Here is a 20,163-nt window from a genome sequence, read left to right as displayed (position 1 = left end):
AAACAAAAATTTTACCCAAGTTCATGTGGGAACATTTTACCACAAAAACTCATATTTTCAACAGGTGGATATGGTCAGCTCTTGCTATAATTATCTCTATGGAAAATACACAAAATGATCAAAACAATATACAAATAGAGTCCCAACCGAAAAAGAAAAAAGACTTGCCAATCGGTAGTGCTATAGTTTTGGCTGCGGTAATAATCGGAGGAGCGATGCTCTTGAAAGATATAAAACCTGCAGAAAAAAATGCTGAAACAAATACAGGTAGCTCTACATCTTTGGGAATAAAGCTAGAGAAAGATGAGCACATAAGAGGTGACAAAAATGCACCTGTACTTCTTGTAGAATATTCAGATATAGATTGTCCTTTCTGTAAGAAATTTCATCCTACAGTAAAACAAGCCCTAGAAGAATACGATGGACAAATTGCTTGGGTATATAGACATTTCCCTCTTACAAGCCTTCATCCAGAAGCTAAAGACAAAGCTATAGCAACAGAGTGTGTTGCAAAATATTCTGGAGAAGACGCATTCTGGACATACCTGGACTATCTAGTTTCAAATGAAATACCGGCTAGCGATTTGTGGCAAACAGCACAAAATCTGGGTTACACTGACGCAAGAATAGAAACTTGTATAGATACAAAAGAAACTCTACCTCTAGTAGAAGCTGATATAAAACTAGCAGGAGAAGCTGGCGCAAAAGGTACACCTCACTCAGTTGTATTCAACTCAAAAACAGGAAAAGCGACACTCGTAAGTGGCGCTTATCCTATCGAAGAACTTAAAAATGCTATAGACGGGGTTTTGAATTAATCAAAATAGTTCTTTAGTCTTTGGATTTTTTCGTTTTGTCTTAGCTTGTCGTGAACCTTGGCCTCGATTTGTCTGATACGCTCACGAGTAACATTAAACTCCCTACCAACTTCTTCCAAGGTGTGCTGAACACCGGTGTTTATACCATATCTCATTTCTAGAATCTTTTTCTCTTTTGGAGAAAGTTCCTCTAGAACTTCTCTTATTTGTTCAGAAAGAAGATTTCTAGAAACTTCTTGGTCTGGTCTTAGTATCTTTTCATCTGGGATAAACTCACCCTTTGTAGACTTCTCATCTCCGTCGTTTCCTATAGGCTTTTCTAGGGAAACTGTTTCTTGGTTTATTGTTTCTATAACGTGAACTTTTTCTACGTCTATTCCCATTTCTGTAGCAATTTCTTGTGGGAGTGGATCTCTACCAAGATCTTGAGAAAGTCTTCTTACAACTTGTTTGTATTTTGAAATAGTTTCAACCATATGAACTGGTATTCTGATAGTTCTAGACTGGTCGGCAATAGCACGAGTTATAGATTGTCTTATCCACCAAGTAGCATAAGTTGAGAACTTGTAACCTTTTGTCCAATCAAACTTCTCTACCGCTTTGAAAAGACCCAAGTTTCCTTCTTGTATAAGGTCTAAAAGAGTAAGGTCGCTTGATCTACCAACATACTTCTTGGCGATAGAAACAACAAGACGAAGGTTGCTTCTGGCTAGAAGGTTTTTTGCTTCATCGTCACCTTTTTCTATTCTTTTAGCGAGCTCTCTCTCTTCAGCCGCAGACAAAAGTGGATATTGTCCGATTTCTTTTAGATATATTTGTATAGAGTCATATTGGGAAATCTCTCTTGGAGAAAGGTATTTTGATATATCGTTTTTATCTTGATCCAGATCAAGTATATTTCCTCCTTCTAGAACGTCTATTCCGGAAATATTCATGTCCTCATATAGTGCCTCTAGAAATGGTATGTCTTGTTCAATATTTGGAAATTCTTTTAGAATTTCATCGTATGTTATAAAACCTCTCTTTTTTCCCTTCTCTATCATCTGGGATTTTTTTGTGTCGAGATCTTCTTGTTTTTTCTTACCTCTTTTTGGTGCGGATTTTTTTACTGTTTTTTTGGCTGCCTTCTTTGGAGCTTTTTTTACTGCTTTCTTTGCAGTTTTCTTTGCCACTTTTTTCTTAGATGCTTTTTTAGGAGCCTTTTTGGCTGCCTTCTTTGGAGCTTTTTTTACTGCTTTCTTTGCAGTTTTCTTTGCCACTTTTTTAGTTGTTTTTTTTGTTTTACTTTTCATATTTATAATTTAGTTCTTTTTTCTATTAATACATCTAATTTTTTTCTTTGATCCACAAACTGTTTTATTTTCTCTAGAGCTTCTGATTCGTCTCCCAGTTCTTCGGCCCTATCTATTTCTTCCCTGAGTTTATCCAGCCTATCCCATCCTACCGATTCTTCAAGATTTATCAAGACCTCTTCAAATATAGATGATCCTACTTCTCTAGATGCAATTTCATTATCGAGAGAAAAAAGTAGTTCTTCTTTCCGACTCTCTGCGAGTGATTTATAAGATTCGTATTCATCTCCCAGTATTGCCTTGATTTGTTTTTCGTATTCTTCTGTCTCTTTTTGTTTATCTTCACTTCCATATAGATAAAATAGAAGCCCCAACGCTTGAGATGCTATATCTCCTCTATCTTTTCTTTCTGGCAAATCTTCACTTGAACTTCTCTCGTCGATATAAGACGTCTTGATATTTTTTCTTAGATAATTATCTACATCTTTTTCTATGCTCAAACTATCTAAATCTAGTTTGGAAGAAATTGTATTTATTTTTTCTTTTCGAACTATTTCGCTGTCTATTTTTGAAAGAAGTGGAACTATCTTTGTATAGATATTTTTCGCCAAGTCTTCTTTGTTTTTGCTTTTTTCTCTCAAAAATTCTGAAAAGAAAAGTGTTGCGTCTTTTCCATGAGACAATATTTCACCCCACCTAGCACTGTCTTTCTTCAATATATCGGCCGGATCTTCGTCAGTTGGAATAGTGACTATTTCAACAGATAAACCCTTCTCTAGAGCCAAATCTGTGGCCCTATAAGAAGCTCTTATTCCCGCCTTATCTCCGTCAAAAGCCAGTATTATCTTTTCGGCGATATTTTTTATCATTCCAAAGTGAGTTAGCCCTCCAAGGTCTTCGTTTTTTTCATTTACAGAAAAAGCTGTACCGCTTGTTGCTATTGTGTTTTCAAAACCAAACTGATGAGAAAGAACTAGGTCAAACTGTCCCTCTACAATAATCGCACTCTTTTTTTCTCTTATTTTGTTTTTGGCAAGATTTATACCATAAAAACTTGCGCCTTTTGAAAAAATCGGAGTTTCAGGACTATTCAAGTACTTTGCTGGTTCAATATCTTTGCCACTACTATTTCCTGGGACCTCCAGATATCTCCCAGAAAAAGCTATCACTCTTCCAGATGAATCACACAAAGGGAAAACAATCCTAGAACGAAATCTGTCATAAAACTGACCAGATTTATTTCCCTCTTTTATAAGGCCCGCAAGATTTATATCTTCTGTAGAAAACCCAGAAGACGAAAGATGCTTATAAAGCGCGTCCCAAGAATCTAATGCGAAGCCTATTCTAAACTTGTCTATACTTTCACTTTTAACCCCCCTATCCAAAAGATATTTCGAGGCAATAGGCATGTCTTTCAAGTTGTTTTCAAAAAAGATTGTAGCTTCTTCCATGATTTCATAAAGCTTGTCTTTTTTGTTGCTTTTTTCACTTCTTTCGTATGTTATAGGAACACCCGCTCTTTTTGCCAAAACCTCGAGAGCCCTTTTGAAATCGAGACCCTCGAAAGCTTCAACAAAACTAAATATGTCACCCTTGGCACCACAGCCAAAACAATAATAAGAACCGCGAGAAGGAGAAACCATAAAGGAAGGTGTCTTTTCTTTGTGAAAAGGACAAACCGCCTTCAGGTTAGATCCTGCTTTTTCCAGTTTTATATAAGAACCTATAACATCTTCGATAGATATAGATTCTTTTATTTTTGAAACTGTATCTCGCATAATTTTAGAAGCGAGAAAACTTAATCAGCGTACTCTTCTGTATCTTCGTCTACAAATAGACCTTCTAGTTCACCTCTGAAACCGGTACCAGCTGGTATCAGTCTACCGATGATTACGTTTTCTTTTAGACCTCTCAGTCTATCTATACCACCCTTCATGGCATTGTTGATAAGAACCTTGTTTGTGTTTTGGAATGAAGCAGCAGATAGCCAGCTCTTTGTTGTAAGAGAAACTTCACTTATTCCAAGAACCAAGTTTTCGAAAGTAGCAGGCTTACCACCGCTTTCAATAACTGAATCGTTTTCTTCTTCAAGTTCTAGTGATTCTACAAGCTCTCCTGGAGAAAATGTAGTGTCTCCAGAATCTTTGACTCTCTTTCTAGAGAACATTTGTCTTATGATTATCTCTATATGCTTTCTAGAGATAGACGCACTCTGAAGCTCGTAAACTTTGTTTATTTCGTTTACGATATAGTCTTCTGCCATTTCCTTTCCTCCAAATTTTAATATTTCTGAAATATCTGCAGAACCATCTGTAAGAAGTTGTCCTTTCTTTACAATTTCTCCCTTCTTTACAGCGATAAGTCTAGGGTAGTTTACTTCATAAACTATTTCGTTTGGTTTTCCATCTCTCTTTGTATCAGAAAGAACAGTAATTCTTTTTTCTGTAGGAGTATCAACGATGTCGATAACCTCACCACTTGTCTCTGATATAGTAGCTGGATTCTTAGGTGCTCTTCTTTCGAAGATTTCTTCAACTCTAGGAAGACCTTGTGTAATGTCAGATCCAGCAACACCTCCGGCGTGGAATGTTCTAAGTGTAAGCTGTGTACCAGGTTCACCGATAGCTTGTGCTGCGATTATACCGATAGCTTCTCCGTCTTTTACAAGTTCATTTCTACCAAGATCTAGACCGTAACATTTTTGGCAAACACCATACTTTGTTTTACATGTCATAGGAGTTCTAACGATAACTTCTTCTACTCCCATAGCCTCTATTTCATCAGCTTGTTCTTTTGTTATCATGTGACCCTTCTTGAATACAACCTCTCCTTTTTGGTCTTTGATAGGTTCTGCAAGAACTCTACCTCTTATATTTTTAGATAGAGATATTTCTATACCAGAAATATTTTCTTTTGTTAGAGTTTTTCCTTCTGTAGTCTTACAGTCTTCTTCTGTTATCACAACGTCTTGTGCAACATCAACAAGTCTTCTTGTTAGGTATCCCGCCTTCGCTGTGTTTAGAGCGGTGTCGGCTAGACCCTTACGTGAACCGTGAGTTGAGATGAAGTATTGTATAGGAGAAAGACCCTCTGTATAAGATGGAATGATCGGATAATCGATAATTCTACCTGTAGTGTTTTGGATAAGACCCTTCATACCAGCCATCTGAGAAATGTTAGACATAGAACCTCTAGCTTTCGGATGTATAAGGTCGTATGTAGAACTTCCCTTGTCCAAGTCTCTAGCCAAGAGAGCCTCAACGTCTCCCTTTGCCTTGTCCCATATCTCGATAACTTTTCTATACTTTTCTTCTTGAGAAAGAAGACCTTCTTGCCATTGTGATACGATTTCTGCCTCTTTCTTTCTAGATGCTTCAATTATGTCTTTCTTTTCTTCTGGAACACGAACGTTTGCAATACTCCAAGTTGTACCACTCTTTGTTGCATACTTGAAACCGAACTCCTTGATCTTGTCTAGGAATTTTGGTGTTTCGTCTATTCCATACTTGAGGATGAATTCATCTACAAGTTTTGAAACTTTTCCAGCTGTAATTTCTTCGTTTACATACGGGAAGTCTTCAGGAAGTATAGTATTGAAGAGTAGTCTTCCAACTGTTGTTTCAAATACCTTACCTCCAAATATACTGTATTTCTCCTTATCAGTAGGCATAACAAATATTTTTGCGTGTATACCAACCTCTCGGAAGTCATACATAAGTATTGCGTGGTTTGGACTTGTGAAGTAAGCACCTTCACCCTTTTCTCCATCTACTGATTTTGTCATCCAGAAACATCCCAAAACCATGTCCATTCTAGGGTTAGCAATAGGATCTCCGTTTGCAGGCTTAAGTAGGTTCTTTGCAGAACAGATATACATTTCTGATTCTTTCTGTGCTTCTTTTGAAAGAGGAACATAAACTGACATTGTGTCTCCGTCGAAGTCAGCGTTGAAAGCCTGACAAACTAGCGGGTGAAGTTGTACAGCATTACCCTCGATAAGTGTAGGATTGAAAGCTTGAATACCAAGTCTGTGAAGAGTTGGAGCACGGTTAAGAAGAACAAATTTGTTTTGTATTACTTCTTCTAGTATTGCCCAAACTTCTGGAACTTGATCATCTATAAGTCTGTTTGCACCTCTTATATTGTATGCGTATTCTCTCTCAACTAGTTTTGAGATTATAAATGGTCTAAATAGCTCTAGTGCCATGTGTTTTGGAAGACCACATTGATTGAGTCTAAGTTGTGGACCAACCACAATAACTGATCTACCTGAGTAGTCCACTCTCTTACCAAGTAGGTTTTGTCTGAAAAGACCTTGTTTACTCTTCAAGTTATCAGAAAGAGATTTAAGTGCTCTCTTTTGACTCTTGGACATTGCTTGTGAGTCTGAAGACTGACACATAGAGTTATCTATAAGAGCGTCTACAGCTTCTTGTAAGATTCTTTTTTCGTTTCTCAAGATCACGTCTGGAGCATGAATCTCTTTTAGTTTCTTAAGTCTGTTATTTCTGTTTATAACTCTTCTGTAGAGGTCGTTTATATCTGAAGTTGCGTGCTTTCCTCCGTCTATAGCAACCATAGGTCTAAGTCCTGGAGGAATAACAGGAAGAACTGTTAGGAACATCCATTCTGGTCTTATGTTTGCCTTGATCATAGATCTAACAAGGGCAAGTTTCTTCTTCAACTTCTCTTTTTCCATTTTACCTGCATCTTCAATAGCAAGTAGAGTTCTTTCTAGTTCCTTCTCTAGATCTAGAGATTTCATTATGTTGTATATTGCTTCAGCACCGATAGAAGCCTCGAAACATGCACCGTACTTGATAGAGAAGTGGTGATAGTTTATTTCTCCCCAAACCTTTCCTATTTGTATTTCTGCTATTTCTTTTTTTGCAGAAAGGAATAGTTCTTTTAGTTTCTCTCTGTCTTTCTCATCTTCTATAGACTTGATTTTTTGTTTGTATTCTTGATCTATCTCTTTTAGAACTCTAGCTTTTTCTTCCTCGTGAACTTTTGTAACTATGTAACCTGCAAAGTACACTACTTTCTCTAGGTCACCAGCTGCAATACCAAGAAGTGTAGACATTCTTGAAGGAATAGCTTTCAAGTACCAGATGTGTGCAACAGGTGTAGAAAGTTCAATGTGACCCATTCTTTCTCTTCTAACAATAGCTCTTGTTACTTCAACTCCACATTTTTCACAAACAACACCTTGGAATCTTATTCTCTTGTATTTACCACAATAACATTCGTAGTCTTTCTCTGGACCAAATATTCTTTCGTCGAAAAGACCGTTTCTCTCACTTCTACCTGTTCTGTAGTTGATAGTTTCCGGCTTTGTAACTTCACCATAAGACCAATCTCTTATAGCATCCGGAGAAGCCAGCTTTATCCCTATCGAATCAAAATTGTTTAGTTTTAGTGTTTTCATATATTTTTTGATTAGTTAAGTTTGATTAATTCTCGGTTTCTTCGACAGGTTTTGATGTTTCGTTTTGAAGTTCAACATCTAGAGACAGACCTCTCAAGTAATTGAGCATCACTTGGAATGAAGCCGGTGCGTTTACCTGACTTATGTTTTTACCTTTGATAATCGAATCAAAAGCCTGAGTTCGACCAACGATGTCATCAGACTTGTATGTAAGCATTTCTCTTAGTGTATAAGAGGCTCCGTAACCTTCTAGTGCCCAGACTTCCATTTCTCCAAATCTTTGTCCTCCACCTTGAGCTTTACCTTGTAGTGGTTGTTGAGTGATAAGTGAGTATGGTCCGATAGAACGCATAGCAATCTTGTCTTCTACCATGTGGTGAAGTTTCAAGATATACATGATTCCAACTGCGATATCTTTATCGAATTTTTCTCCTGTCTTTCCGTCGTATAGAGGTATCTGTCCACTTCTTGGGAACCCTGCTTTTTCTAGCTCATCACTTATTTCTTCTACTGTAGCTCCACAGAAAGGAGGAACTATAGCTTGGTAGCCGAGTGTTTCAGCAGCTATACCAAGGTGCATTTCTAGAATCTGTCCTAGGTTCATACGAGAAGGTATACCAAGTGGTGTAAGGATTGCATCTACTGGATCACCGTTTTCATCGTATGGCATATCTTCTACTGGAAGTATTGTTGAGATAACTCCCTTGTTACCGTGTCGTCCAGCAAGCTTGTCTCCGACTGATATGTTTCTAACTTGAGCAACTTCGATAACTATTTTCTTGATAACACCTGATTCTAGTTGATCGCCTCTTTCTCTAGAGAATATCTTGATAGAAATAACTCTACCTCTTTTACCGTTTGGCATTCTTAGAGATGAGTCTTTTACATCACGTGCTTTTTCAGCAAAGATAGATCTAAGCAGCCTCTCTTCTGGAGTTAGTTCTGTTTCTCCCTTTGGAGTAATTTTACCAACTAGTATATCTCCTTCTCTAACTTCTGCACCGATTCTAACAACACCTTCTTCGTCTAGATCTTTTAGTTTATTTTCTCCAACGTTTGGTATATCTCTTGTTGTTACTTCTGGTCCGAGTTTTGTATCTCTAACAACACAAGTTAACTCATCTAGATAGATAGAAGTAAACTTTGCATTTTGAACAAGTCTTTCAGATAGGATTATCGCGTCCTCGTAGTTTGATCCGTTAAATGACATGAAAGCAACTCTAACGTTTTGTCCGATAGATGCTTGTCCGTCTACTGTGGATGATGTGTCGGCTAGAACGTCACCTTTTTTCACTTTTTGTCCAACAGAAACTATAGGTCTTTGGTGGAACAAAGAGAATTTGTTTGTTCTAGAAAATGTAGAAAGCTTGTAAGTTGTCTTTTCTTTTCCTTTTAGAGTTATTTTATTTCCGTCTACTTCTACTATTTCTCCGTCTTCTCCAGCTATAACAAGTCTTCCTGAATATCTAGCAATGGCTTCCTCTATACCTGTTGCAACAACTGGTTTTTCTGGAACGATACAAGGTACCGCTTGTTTTTGCATGTTAGATCCCATGAGCGCTCTGTTCGCGTCATTGTGTTCTAGGAAAGGAATCATAGAAGTCGCAATAGATAGAGGTTGATTTGTAGCAACATCTATATAGTCAACTTTTTCTCTTTCGATAAGTCCTGGTGAAGTCTTGATTCTGGCCTCGATTATCGGCTCAACTATTTTTCCGTTGTCATCTAGTTTTGTTCCGGCGTGAGCAACTATCATACCCTCTTCTTCTAGAGCGTTTAGATACTCGATTTCTCCTGTAACTTTTCCTTTCTCAACCTTCATGTATGGAGTTTCGATAATTCCGTATTGGTTTACTCTTGCGTATGTTGCAAGGTGAAGAACAAGACCGATGTTTTGACCTTCTGGTGTGTGAATAGGACAAACTCTACCGTAGTGAGATGTGTGAACGTCTCTAACTTCTAGCCCAGCTCTTTCTTTTGCAAGTCCTCCTGGTCCAAGTGCGGATATGATTCTTGAGTGCTCTAGTTCCGCAAGAATGTTTTCTTGGTCCATAAACTGTGAAAGTTGGTTTGTAGTAAAGAATTCTTTTATTCTAGCCTGTAGTGGCTTTTGGTTTATGATATTTATAGGAAGTGCAGTAGCAGCATCTATAGTAGACATTCTATCTTGGATATTTCTCTTGATCTGAGTCATACCTGTTCTGAACTTTTGTTGCAAAAGCTCACCAACGAATCTAACTCTTCTTTGTGCCAAGTGGTCTATATCGTCACCCTTTGCGTTTGGAGTGTTATATAACTCGATAACGTGTTCTATAACAAGAGCCATATCTTCCTTTGTAAGAGTTCTGTTTTCTAGAGTTTTTGGACTTATGTCTTTCTTGAATCTTTTGTTGAATTGATATCGTCCAACAACAGCTAAGTCATATCTTTCTGCGCTAAATATAGAGTCTATATATTCTCTTGCGTTTTCTGGGGTAGCAAGATCTCCGTCTCTAAGCTTTTTGTATATTTCTACACATGCATCTATTGCAGTTTTAGAAGGATCTTTCTCGATCATGCTCTTGATTTGGTCATGATATTTCTTGTCGAAAAGAGCAAGTAGATCTTTCTCGCTTTCTGCTCCCATAGTTCTTAGAAGTGAGATGATTGGGAACTTTCTTTTCTTGTCTATTCTTACATATATGGCCTCATCTTGTTCTTGCTCAATTTCAATCCAAACACCTCTAGAAGGTATAACTTTTGCACCAAAGTATTTTTTGCCTTTGATATCATGATCTGTGAAGAAGACACCGAAACTTCTTGTCAGCTGAGGAACTATAACTCTTTCTACACCGTTTACGATAAATGTACCGTGAGGTGTCATAAGAGGTATGTCTGTCATGAATATCTCTTGGTCTTTTGTATTACCAATAACCCTGTTTAGAAGCTTTACTCTAGCCTTGAGTGTCGCTTCGTAGGTCAGTTTGTTTTCTTTTGCAAACTCTTCAGTTGTTTTTGGTTCAGAAAGTGTGAAGTCTGAAAATTCTAGGTCATACTTTTTACCAGAATAATCTGTTATAGGAGAAAACTCTTTTAGTATTTCTTCTATACCTTCTTTTATGAACCACTTATAAGAATCGACTTGATGCTCCAAAAGGTTTGGATAGTTTACGAAAGGCTCTCTGTATTTTGAGAACTTTTTTTGTGGTGTTTTGGTCTTTGAACTCATCTTTTTGATTAATTTTATTAAAAACTCTTATAATTTTTAGAGAAGCAAAAAAGCCAAGCATCTTCTGCTTGTTTAGCGAATTTTGGTTTTACCTCTCTTTTTTATTTAGCATCTTGGCCAAAAATAAATGCTATTAGTAGTTTGACTGAATCCCCCGTAACTCAATCTCAATCGGGCTTTATACTATACTAGAATTTGTTTTATGTCAAATAAATAAAAAAAGAAAAAGGATCTCCTTTAGGGAGATCCGTATTTTACTTCTTTGGTTTCGAAGGCGGCCAAACCGGGTTTGCCTTTGAAAGCGCCCTAATAGGAGAAATCGATATTCTCGCCAAGGACATAAAGGTAAATAATAACCAGGATTGAGTAGGTGTCCATCCCGATTGGTCATTCTTCTTTTTTTCAAACCAAGATTTCTGAATCGAAACCCTGAAGTGAGTAAACAAGCGACCAACCCAAAGTAGGACCTCATAGACCATTTTGAAACCAAAAGATACTGCATCTGAAAACATTCCAGTTGCAGAAAAATTTTTATTAGAGCTCATTTGTTTACGTTATACCACAATATATATCAAAATGTCAAGTTTTATACTCTCCCACTCTCGTCCTCTTTATCCTATAAGCTAGCGAGGGTGTGCCGAGATCTTTGCCTATTTTTTCCGCAAGGACTCTCATATATGCTCCACTGGCGCAAGAAACTTTTATTTTTATTATTTGTAAATCTTCCGCTTTGTACTCATCTGCAAACTTTTCCCACAGGGAAATTATTTCATTTTGTCTGAAGTCCCCTTTTACTTTTGCAATCCTTTGTATAGATTCTTCTGCTATATCTTTCCCATTTCTAGTTATGACATTATTGAGAATAATAGAATGTATAGTGACTTTATGTTTTGGGGTGTGAAAAATCTGTCCAAGACGAGCCAAGGAAAAAAGTGGTTTACCGGAAACAGTGCGCGAAGAATACACAGGGTACTCTTCCTCGAAACTTCCGATGCATTTACTTAGAGCCGCTTTTATATTATCTTCTGCTATCGCAGAAAATGATATAAAATTATTTTGACTTTTGAATTTTGAATTTTGAATTATTCCAAGAACATCTCCCGTATCAGTAGAAACTCCAAAAAGTATGTCTACCTCGTATTCTTTATCTAGTTTTAGATATTCTTCTTTTTGGTGAACATCTTGCCCGGAAAGGATAACCAGAACTCCTTCTGCCATAGGATCAAGTCTCCCAGCATAAGTTGCTTTTTCATTTTCGGTTATAGTGCCTTCTTGCCTCAAACGCAAAATACACTCAAGCGGGGTTTCGCCTTCTTTTTTGTAAGTATTTATAATCATCTAGTTAAGAGAAGCTATTTGCTCGTCCAAAGAACTTATTTGTCGTTGCAATTTTTGCATTTCTAAAAGAGTTTTTACTTGATCCTTGTACCCTTCTCCTAGAATAACGTGTCTTTGTATATCCTGACTGTTCTGATCAATAGTAGTTCCTAGTGTTTTTTGTGCCAACATAAATTGAAACGTGCTTGCTATCTCAGATGATTTTTCATCGTTGCCCGTTCCATTAAAAACATATTGAAAAACATATTCGACAGCACCCTCTTCTGTGATTTCTTGACCAACTCTTTTTTGAACCAAACTTTCAAAAGCTTCTTTTATCTCTTTTGGTAAAATATCCGCCCTTGAGAAGGCTTTTGCTGCCTCCTTATCTCCGTTTTTTGCCAAGAATAATTCTGACTCTTTTAGCGTAACAAGAAACTTGTTTATTATTTGTTCATATTCCGCTTCAATCTTTCTGTATTCTGCTTGAAGCTCTCTTTTCTCTGACTCTAGAGATTCTAGACTCGCGCCAGAAGAAACCTCATATGCTTCTTCTATGTGAGCAGTTTTTTCTGGAGCTTCTTCTCTTATGGTATTTTCTTGTCTTACTGATTCTATAGAAGGCTCGTCTTCTATCATACTAGTTTCTACTTGAGCCTGAGACTCGTTTGGTAGCATACTAGCGCCCGCTATTACTCCTAATCCTAACCATTTTTTGGCTTTTTGTATTATTTTTGGTGGTTTTTCCATATGTATAGATTATATCACTTATATATAGGAAATATAGATATTTTGTGGAAAAACTTGCAAAATCTCTAGTTTTATGTTTTAATATAGTCAAACCAAATCCGTTTTTACTATGAAAAAGTTGATTTTTGCCCTTTTGATTTCTGCAGTTTTCACCGTATTTTTTACTGCCTGTAACAGTAATGCCAATCTATTCTTCGTGGATAAAAGCACTACTGTTTCTGAGGAGCGAGTACAGATGACCGTAACAGGTATCGATAAGAATATCATCGGTAACCTCCCCAAACTCCACGGTTACCTCGGTACCAGCAAAAATGCAAAAGCATTCTGTCTCCCTGATAGTTATGACGATAAGCTGATGGCAGAATATCAGCAAGTCATAGATGCCATCGAGGTCGGAAGAAGGCCGATCATAGAAGGAATCTGGGACGACCCGAACCATCGGGAAATCCGCTACCAGAAAACACTGGATCTCCTTAACAAGGACTAAGTTACAGATTCCAGCGCAAAAGTACAAACCACCCTCCGGGGTGGTTTTTTACTTTTTACCTTTTTTCCATTCTTCTATCTTTTTGTGGTCACCAGAAAGGAGAACTTTTGGGACTTTGTATTTTTTGTCTAAACCTTGCTTTGCATGGTTGGTCGATCGTCGAGACGACGATTTAGACCTTTGTTTATTTTCAATAATCTTTCCTGAGTTATCAACCTTATACTTACTAAACCAAGTAAGCACTTCTGGTCTAGTATAGAACTCACTACTTGAGACTCTTTCTTCTTCGAGAGAATCGTGGTTACCCAGAACCCCGGGTATTTGTCTTGCCATAGAGTCTATAACAACCATTGCTGGGAGTTCCCCGCCCGTCAGAACGTAATCTCCGATAGAAATTTTTTCCGTTTTGAAAACTTTGTTTATACGAGCATCTATACCCTCGTATCTACCACATATAAGGATTATATCTGTATATTTTTTTGAAGTAGTTTTTGCATAAGTTGTAGAGAACTTTTTTCCGCTTGGTGCAAAGTTTATTATCTTAACTTTTGGAGTTCTACGAAGCCTTGGCGAAGCAGAATTGATTTTGTTTAGTGCTTTTTCTATTGCTTTTATTACCGGTTCAGCCCGGAGTATCATCCCGGGACCACCACCAAACGGCTTGCCATCTACTATAAGAGAAACGTTGCCGTCTGGCCAAACACGCTTATATTTACCAGAAACAAACTTTCGAGGATTGTAGAAAGTTACTTTTATCTTTTTTTGTTTTATTGCTCTACCAATTATCGATTCCTTGAGATAAGAATCGAAGCTTTCTGGAAAAAGCGTAACCACGTGAAAGTGCATACTTCTTTATGCTAAGATTTTTATTTTTTATTAATTATCGTCATCGTCGTCGTCATCGCCTCCACCGCCTTTTCCTGAGTGGTCATCGTCGTCGTCATCATCATCGTCGTCGTCATCACTATTTCCACTACCAGAATTATCATCATCGTCTTCATCATCGTCAGATATGGAATCATCGTTATCGTCGTCATCGTCATCAGATAATGAACCATGATCGTCGTCACTTTCGTCTTCGGCCTCAATCTCTAGCTCGTCATCATCACTTTTGATTTTTAGTTTTCCATCATCTGTTTTTATTTCGATTTTGAAATCATTACCAAGTATTATAGATAAATCTTCTACAACACTTTTTAGAGATTCTACTTTGTTGTCACCATCTTCTACTGAGAAAATACCTTCAGCACTTTTTAGAGCATCTGAAAGATCGTCACTTTCATCGTCTGAGAAAACCGGTGAGTTTGTTTTATTTAGAAACTCTTTGTCTTCTGGTCTACTTTCTCTATCTTCTGTAGAAAATACAGCCATAGACCTAACTTTTTCTGGGTCTAGATTATATCTAGAAGCAATTTCAGAGATTACTGCGTCTTGAGTATTCTCTATTGTTAGAAAGCCGTATTTTTTATCACCAGCTTCTATTTTTACAATTGTTTCATTAGTGAAGAATTCAACTTCGAGAGAAGAAATTTCTTCAGTTGATAGATCTGTACTTGTAAGACTGACGCCTTTTTCAGAAGCAAGTTCACCAATTTCCTTGATTCTTTCTTCTGCAAATTTTATTTTTAATTCGTTCTTTTTGTCTTCACCTGCTATAGAATATTTTATTTTTTCTACAGCAAGATCTACGCCGTAGAGTGCGTCACCCGGAATAGCATCATCAGAAACAGCGACAACACCGCCACCGACTAGAAGAGCAAGAACTAAAGCAATAGCACCAAACATATATTTTTATTAGATTAAACTTATAATACTTCTATTATAACACAAAAGCCCTTATTCGGGGCTTTTGTACACTTATTATTTAGAAGGGATTATGACAGGTGTTTTGAAACAAGCTTTGTCATTTCGAACATATTTACAACGTCCTTTCCTCCAAAAACCTTCTTTAGATTTGCGTCAGCATTTATATTTCTCTTATTACTTGGGTCTTGTAGGTTATTTGCCTTGATATAAACCCATAGTTGCTTTACAACTTCTGACCTAGGCATAGGTCCCTTACCCACAACAGCAGCAAGATCATCGCTGATATTCATAGGCTTCATAAATGCAGATGTTTTCTTTTCCATATTTTTGTTTATTCCCTTTCTATAATCTAAAAAGAGGATGTTATTTGATAACAGTAGTATTATACCAATTCTAGGGGAAAACCGCCTCTTTTTCTCCACAAAGGGGTTTTTCTCATCTTATGGCTATTTTTAGCTCTACTTCGTCTCCTTCCCAGACTCCCTCCTTTTTTCTTATAGATTTCTTTATAGGCAGGAGGTATCCTCCGGACCTATTATCACGAAATATAGATGTATCCCATGAACTCTCTCCTAGGGTTACACTTACTCTTATAGATCCAAAGCCTCTTTTGGGGAGTTTAGTTTGAAGAGCCCTTATTTCTTCCGCGGTTTTACCAACTATACTGACAAAATACCAAGCAGCTTCCCCTGGATAAATCCATATTTTTGATTTATAAGAAAAAGTTTTATTCACGTCCAAAATTATATCAAAAACAAAAACCGGGTTAACCCGGTTTTTGTTTATTTAGATTCCTTTTAGATCTTCCATTGCCTCATCTACTACTGAAGAGTTATCTCCTCCGCCCATAGATGATCCTCCCATTCCACCTTCTGGCTCATTGATCTTTAGGTTTACTCTAGAGTTATTTTTCATACCGATAACTCTTAGAAGTGTTCTTATAGCTTTTGCTGTGTTTCCTTGTCTTCCGATTATCTTACCCATATCGTCTTTGTTTACTGACAGAGTTATGAGTACTCCCATTTCATCTACTGTTCTATCTACTTTTACATCATCTGGATTATCTACCAGTGCTTTTACTACGTATTCTAGAAAAGCTTTATCATTTTGTTCCATTTTCAAATTCTTATCGCCTTTTATGATAATCATCCCAGAGTCAGCGACCACTCCTGGAGTCAAATTATAGTATACAATCTAAGCAGAAAAATTCAACCAAAAATTATGATTGTTTTAGTTCTTTTCTCTTCTTAGTTGGTGCTTTTTTAGGAAGATTGTTTACCTTCTTTGAGTCTATAAGTCCTTCTTTTACTAGAAAGTTATGAACTGTCTCAGAAGTCTTTGCTCCCTCCTTGATTCTTCTTTTTATCTCGTCACCTTTCAAAACAACTTCTCCGCTTTTCGGATTGTAGTAGCCCAAAGAGTCGATAAATTTACCGCTCTTAGGTGCCCTCTTCGAATCAGTAAGTACGATCTTGAAAAAAGGCTGGTTTTTTCTTCCTGTTCTTTGCATTCTTATGGTTAACATAACGAGAGTGATATTACCAAAATAAATCGATTCGGTCAAATCCGAAAACCTGTGGTATTATTATCCCTAGAAATGAAAAAACCAAAGAAAACAAAGACCGGTAAAGAAACTTCTAGTCGCTATGTTATAGGCAACCTTTCGGTGTCGCTTCGAGGCTGGGGTACGGTTATAGACCCAAACGGTAAAAAAAGGATTAGTATAGATCCAGACTTTCTCGGAACGGCTCTCCATGGCGATACTGTAAAAATACTAGTTCACCCAAAACAAAAAAATCGCTATTTAACAGGTGAAGTAAAAGAGATATTGAGAAAAGGCCGAAGAGGCTGTGTAGGAAAAATAATCAAAGAGGGTGATGCTTTCTTGGTATCCCCTACAGACAAAAGAATACATACAGAAATACTTATCCCAAAAGAATATCTTTCTGGTAGCAAAGAGGGTGACCTAGTTCTTTGTAGTATTTCAGAATGGAAAAGTAGAAGACAACTCCCAATAGGAGAAGTCGAAAGGGTTCTCGGAAAGTCTGGCGAACACAATGCTCACATGGCTGGTATAGCACTAGAAAGAGGCTTTGTTCCGGAACACGAAAAAGATGTTGTTTTTGAAGCAGGAGAATTAGAAAGAAGGGGTATAAGTGAAAAAGAAAAAGTTAGAAGAAGAGATTTACGTGAAGAAAAAGTATTTACAATAGACCCGTTTGATGCCAAAGACTTCGACGACGCTATACACATAAAAGATCTTGGAAACGAAACATATGAAGTTGGAGTCCATATAGCAGACGTATCTTTTTTTGTAACAAATGGTAGCCAGATAGATGAGGAGGCATACGACAGAGCAACTTCTGTGTATATGGTAGACAGAACAATCCCCATGCTTCCACACGTGCTTTCAAACAACCTTTGTTCTCTTGTCGAAGGCCAAGACAGGCTAACAATGAGTGCTATTTTCAATATGGACAAACACGGAAATGTTTTAAGTGAGTGGTTTGGCGAAACAGTTATACAGTCTAAAAAAAGATTTACATACGAAGAGGCGCAAGATTCTCTAGAAAAAGGTGGCATACTTTCTGACGAGCTAAAAAAATTAGATGAAATAACAAGAAAACTACGAGACAAGAGAATGAAGCGAGGTAGTATCGTGGCAGAACAAGTAGAGGTTAAGTTTTTGCTTGATCAAAAAGGTGTACCTATATCTGTAAGTCACAAAATACACCAAAGAACAAACGAAATAATAGAAGACCTAATGCTACTTGCAAACGAGCGCGTGGCTAGATTTATGACACCAAAGAAAAAAGGTATGGGTATATTTGTATACAGAGTTCATGATACACCTGACAAAGAAAGAGTTGGCGACCTCGTTTCCCTTCTAAAACACCTTGGATATAAACTCGAAGCACAAAATTACAATAAGAAAGAAATAACTCCAAAAGATATAGAAAGAATAGTCGAGGAAGTACATGGTACAAACGAACAAGACATAATAAATGATCTACTTATAAGATCTATGGCAAAAGCTATATATTCTACAGACAACATAGGACACTTTGGTCTAGCGCTTTCTCACTATACACACTTCACTTCACCTATAAGACGTTATCCAGATCTTGTAGTGCACAGACTACTAAAGGCAAGGCTCAAAGGAGAAAAAATCCCGATGAAAGACCTGCCTATATACGAAGATATATGTATACACTCGTCTCAAAGAGAGCGTGATGCTCAAGAAGCAGAGAGGACTTCTATCAAGTGGAAGCAAGTAGAATATATTGGACAACACAAGAGTGAAACTCTAGAAGGAACTATAACCGGTATCATGGATTGGGGTATTTTTGTAAGTGATAACCTTTCAAAGGCAGAAGGCGTTATAAGAATCGAAGATCTTTCTGATGACGAATGGTCAGTAGATGAATATGGAACCATCCTGGCCGCAAAAAAATCAAAGAAAAAACTAAGGCTCGGTGACCCGATAAAAATAAAAGCAAAAGAGGTCGACATGGACAATAAAACTATAGACTTTATACTCGCCGAATAAAATGAAAAAATTCTTTTCGAGAATATATTTTTTCGTAATGGTTTTTGTCGCAATAGGAAGTGGAATACTAATTTCTCACGTTGTTTTAGCTGGTGGAAGTTTCGTTAAAATAGAATTTTCAAAGATCGTAGACGAAACTGAAAATCTCATAGGTAGAAAAAATAAAGCTGAAGTTATAGAGGCTGTAGCATACACTCCTCCAGAAGACAAAACAGCTGGAGTGTATCTGGGAAATATAACAGACGAAGATTTTATTCCTCCAGAAGAAGGAAAAATAATAAGAATAAATCTAGAGACAATGAAGCTTTTTGCCTACGAAGACGGCGAGGTAGTAAAAGAAATAGAAGTATTACGCAAAGGAAAACCTGGAAGCTACTGGGAAACCCCAGGTGGAGAATTTTCTATAAAAACAAAGGAAGAAAACCATCTTTCTTCTGTCGGTAGAGCTTGGATGCCATATAGTATGCAGTTTTTTGGAAACTTTTTTATACACGGATGGCCTAGCTATGAAAATGGAATACCCTACCCAAAAACATCACAATACTCTGGTGGATGCATAAGACTTTCGACAGAAGATGCAAAAGATCTGTACGAATGGTCAGACATAGGAACAAAAGTTTCTATATATAGCGAATCAGAAATAGGGAAAATAGCTCAAGGTGAAAGTTATTTTCTTTTAGATAAAAACAAAAAACCAAATATTGATTCAGAAAGTTATATAGTGGGAGACCTCGAAAGTGGAGAAATCTTGCTTGCAAAGAACATGCTTGAAGTAAGACCTATAGCTTCTGTTACAAAACTAATGACAGCCCTAACAGAACTAGAAGTTGTAAGTCAGAGAAGAGATGTAACAATAACCAAAGACATGCTTAGTGCCGAGGGGCAAAACGGCGGATTTAGTGTAGGAGAAAAAATCCCAACAAGCGACCTTATATATCCCCTATTACTTGTTTCTTCTAACGACGCTGCAGAAATATTGGCAAGATTTGTAGGAAGAAATCACTTTATAGAACAGATGAACAAAAAAGCTCAATCAATAGGGCTAGAATACACTACATTTTATGATCCAAGTGGATTATCAGAGTTCAATACATCAACGGCGTATGATCTCTTAAAACTCGCTAGATACATATACTTCTACAAACCATATGTACTTGAGACAACCGTAGAAAAAGATTATGAAACCGAAAATCACTACTGGAAAAACACGAGTCAGTTCTTGGGGCAAGAAGGATACATGGGAGGAAAACGTGGTTACACATCTCTCGCCAAAGAAACAAATCTTGGTATTTTTGAAATAAATGTAAACGAGTTTACCAAGCGTCCTATTGGAATAATCGTACTAGGAAGCAATGATAGAAAAGAAGACACTTTGGATCTTATAAAATATATAGAAGAAAACATCTATCTTGGTTTAGAATAAAATCATGGAACCAAAAAGACATAAATATATAAAATTTTTTTTGGGAATTATTATACTGGTACTTTTTGTTTTAGCCTTATTTTT

Annotated in this window: 16 protein-coding genes; 4 read left to right on the top strand and 12 right to left on the bottom strand. The window is 37.1% G+C overall.

All coding sequences use genetic code 11. The features are described from left to right. Positions 1 to 98 precede the first annotated feature (98 nt). The gene (locus H6791_00145) at positions 99 to 818 is read left to right on the top strand and encodes a thioredoxin domain-containing protein (protein USN94833.1); all 720 of its coding nucleotides are present in this window, start codon (positions 99 to 101) and stop codon (positions 816 to 818) included. Here H6791_00145 and H6791_00140 read toward each other — a convergent pair. The 6 genes from H6791_00140 to H6791_00115 all read right to left on the bottom strand — a co-directional run bounded on the left by H6791_00140 (position 815) and on the right by H6791_00115 (position 12,813). Then, a complete protein-coding gene (locus H6791_00140) occupies positions 815 to 2,110 on the bottom strand; it encodes a sigma-70 family RNA polymerase sigma factor (protein ID USN94832.1) in 1,296 nt (431 codons plus the stop codon). The two genes, H6791_00145 and H6791_00140, sit on opposite strands and share 4 nt — an antisense overlap. A gap of 2 nt (positions 2,111 to 2,112) precedes the next feature. Beyond that, positions 2,113 to 3,888, bottom strand: coding sequence for a DNA primase (gene dnaG, locus H6791_00135; GenBank protein USN94831.1), 1,776 nt, complete (start codon positions 3,886 to 3,888; stop codon positions 2,113 to 2,115). Between the two features lie 20 nt (positions 3,889 to 3,908). Further along, entirely contained in the window at positions 3,909 to 7,538 is a 3,630-nt protein-coding gene (gene rpoC / locus H6791_00130; GenBank protein ID USN94830.1) for a DNA-directed RNA polymerase subunit beta', read from the bottom strand. Positions 7,539 to 7,563: 25 nt separating this feature from the next. Then, positions 7,564 to 10,746, bottom strand: a complete 3,183-nt coding sequence (locus H6791_00125; GenBank protein ID USN94829.1) for a DNA-directed RNA polymerase subunit beta — start codon at positions 10,744 to 10,746, stop codon at positions 7,564 to 7,566. 579 nt (positions 10,747 to 11,325) lie between these two features. Continuing rightward, the gene (locus tag H6791_00120) at positions 11,326 to 12,084 is read right to left on the bottom strand and encodes a hypothetical protein (GenBank protein USN94828.1); all 759 of its coding nucleotides are present in this window, start codon (positions 12,082 to 12,084) and stop codon (positions 11,326 to 11,328) included. Then, positions 12,085 to 12,813, bottom strand: a complete 729-nt coding sequence (locus tag H6791_00115; protein USN94827.1) for a hypothetical protein — start codon at positions 12,811 to 12,813, stop codon at positions 12,085 to 12,087. Positions 12,814 to 12,922: 109 nt separating this feature from the next. Between H6791_00115 and H6791_00110 the strand changes: the two genes are divergently transcribed. Then, on the top strand, positions 12,923 to 13,300 hold the full coding sequence (locus H6791_00110) for a hypothetical protein (protein ID USN94826.1): 378 nt from the start codon (positions 12,923 to 12,925) through the stop codon (positions 13,298 to 13,300). A 48-nt stretch (positions 13,301 to 13,348) separates the two neighbouring features. Here H6791_00110 and H6791_00105 read toward each other — a convergent pair whose 3' ends face one another. The 6 genes from H6791_00105 to rpsP all read right to left on the bottom strand — a co-directional run bounded on the left by H6791_00105 (position 13,349) and on the right by rpsP (position 16,631). Next, the gene (locus H6791_00105) at positions 13,349 to 14,146 is read right to left on the bottom strand and encodes a tRNA (guanosine(37)-N1)-methyltransferase TrmD (GenBank protein USN94825.1); all 798 of its coding nucleotides are present in this window, start codon (positions 14,144 to 14,146) and stop codon (positions 13,349 to 13,351) included. A 30-nt stretch (positions 14,147 to 14,176) separates the two neighbouring features. After that, positions 14,177 to 15,085, bottom strand: coding sequence for a hypothetical protein (locus tag H6791_00100; protein ID USN94824.1), 909 nt, complete (start codon positions 15,083 to 15,085; stop codon positions 14,177 to 14,179). 89 nt (positions 15,086 to 15,174) lie between these two features. Continuing rightward, a complete protein-coding gene (locus tag H6791_00095) occupies positions 15,175 to 15,429 on the bottom strand; it encodes an SWIB/MDM2 domain-containing protein (GenBank protein USN94823.1) in 255 nt (84 codons plus the stop codon). A gap of 112 nt (positions 15,430 to 15,541) precedes the next feature. Continuing rightward, positions 15,542 to 15,841, bottom strand: coding sequence for a DUF1905 domain-containing protein (locus H6791_00090; protein ID USN94822.1), 300 nt, complete (start codon positions 15,839 to 15,841; stop codon positions 15,542 to 15,544). A gap of 51 nt (positions 15,842 to 15,892) precedes the next feature. Next, on the bottom strand, positions 15,893 to 16,222 hold the full coding sequence (locus tag H6791_00085) for a KH domain-containing protein (protein ID USN94821.1): 330 nt from the start codon (positions 16,220 to 16,222) through the stop codon (positions 15,893 to 15,895). A gap of 103 nt (positions 16,223 to 16,325) precedes the next feature. Next, positions 16,326 to 16,631 (bottom strand): 30S ribosomal protein S16, encoded by a 306-nt coding sequence (rpsP, locus tag H6791_00080; GenBank protein USN94820.1) that lies wholly within the window; start codon positions 16,629 to 16,631, stop codon positions 16,326 to 16,328. Positions 16,632 to 16,703: 72 nt separating this feature from the next. Between rpsP and rnr the strand changes: the two genes are divergently transcribed. Both rnr and H6791_00070 read left to right on the top strand, forming a co-directional pair. Beyond that, complete coding sequence (gene rnr / locus H6791_00075; GenBank protein ID USN94819.1) at positions 16,704 to 18,656, top strand: ribonuclease R; 1,953 nt, start codon at positions 16,704 to 16,706, stop codon at positions 18,654 to 18,656. Between the two features lies 1 nt (position 18,657). Continuing rightward, the gene (locus H6791_00070) at positions 18,658 to 20,079 is read left to right on the top strand and encodes a L,D-transpeptidase family protein (GenBank protein ID USN94818.1); all 1,422 of its coding nucleotides are present in this window, start codon (positions 18,658 to 18,660) and stop codon (positions 20,077 to 20,079) included. Positions 20,080 to 20,163: the final 84 nt, after the last annotated feature.

This window comes from Candidatus Nomurabacteria bacterium, from assembly GCA_023898605.1.
Taxonomy (GTDB): domain Bacteria; phylum Patescibacteriota; class Minisyncoccia; order Phycocordibacterales; family UBA9973; genus HK-STAS-PATE-34.
The sequence above is the reverse complement of the archived record's forward strand: the minus strand, read 5'-3'. Positions and strand labels throughout refer to the sequence as shown.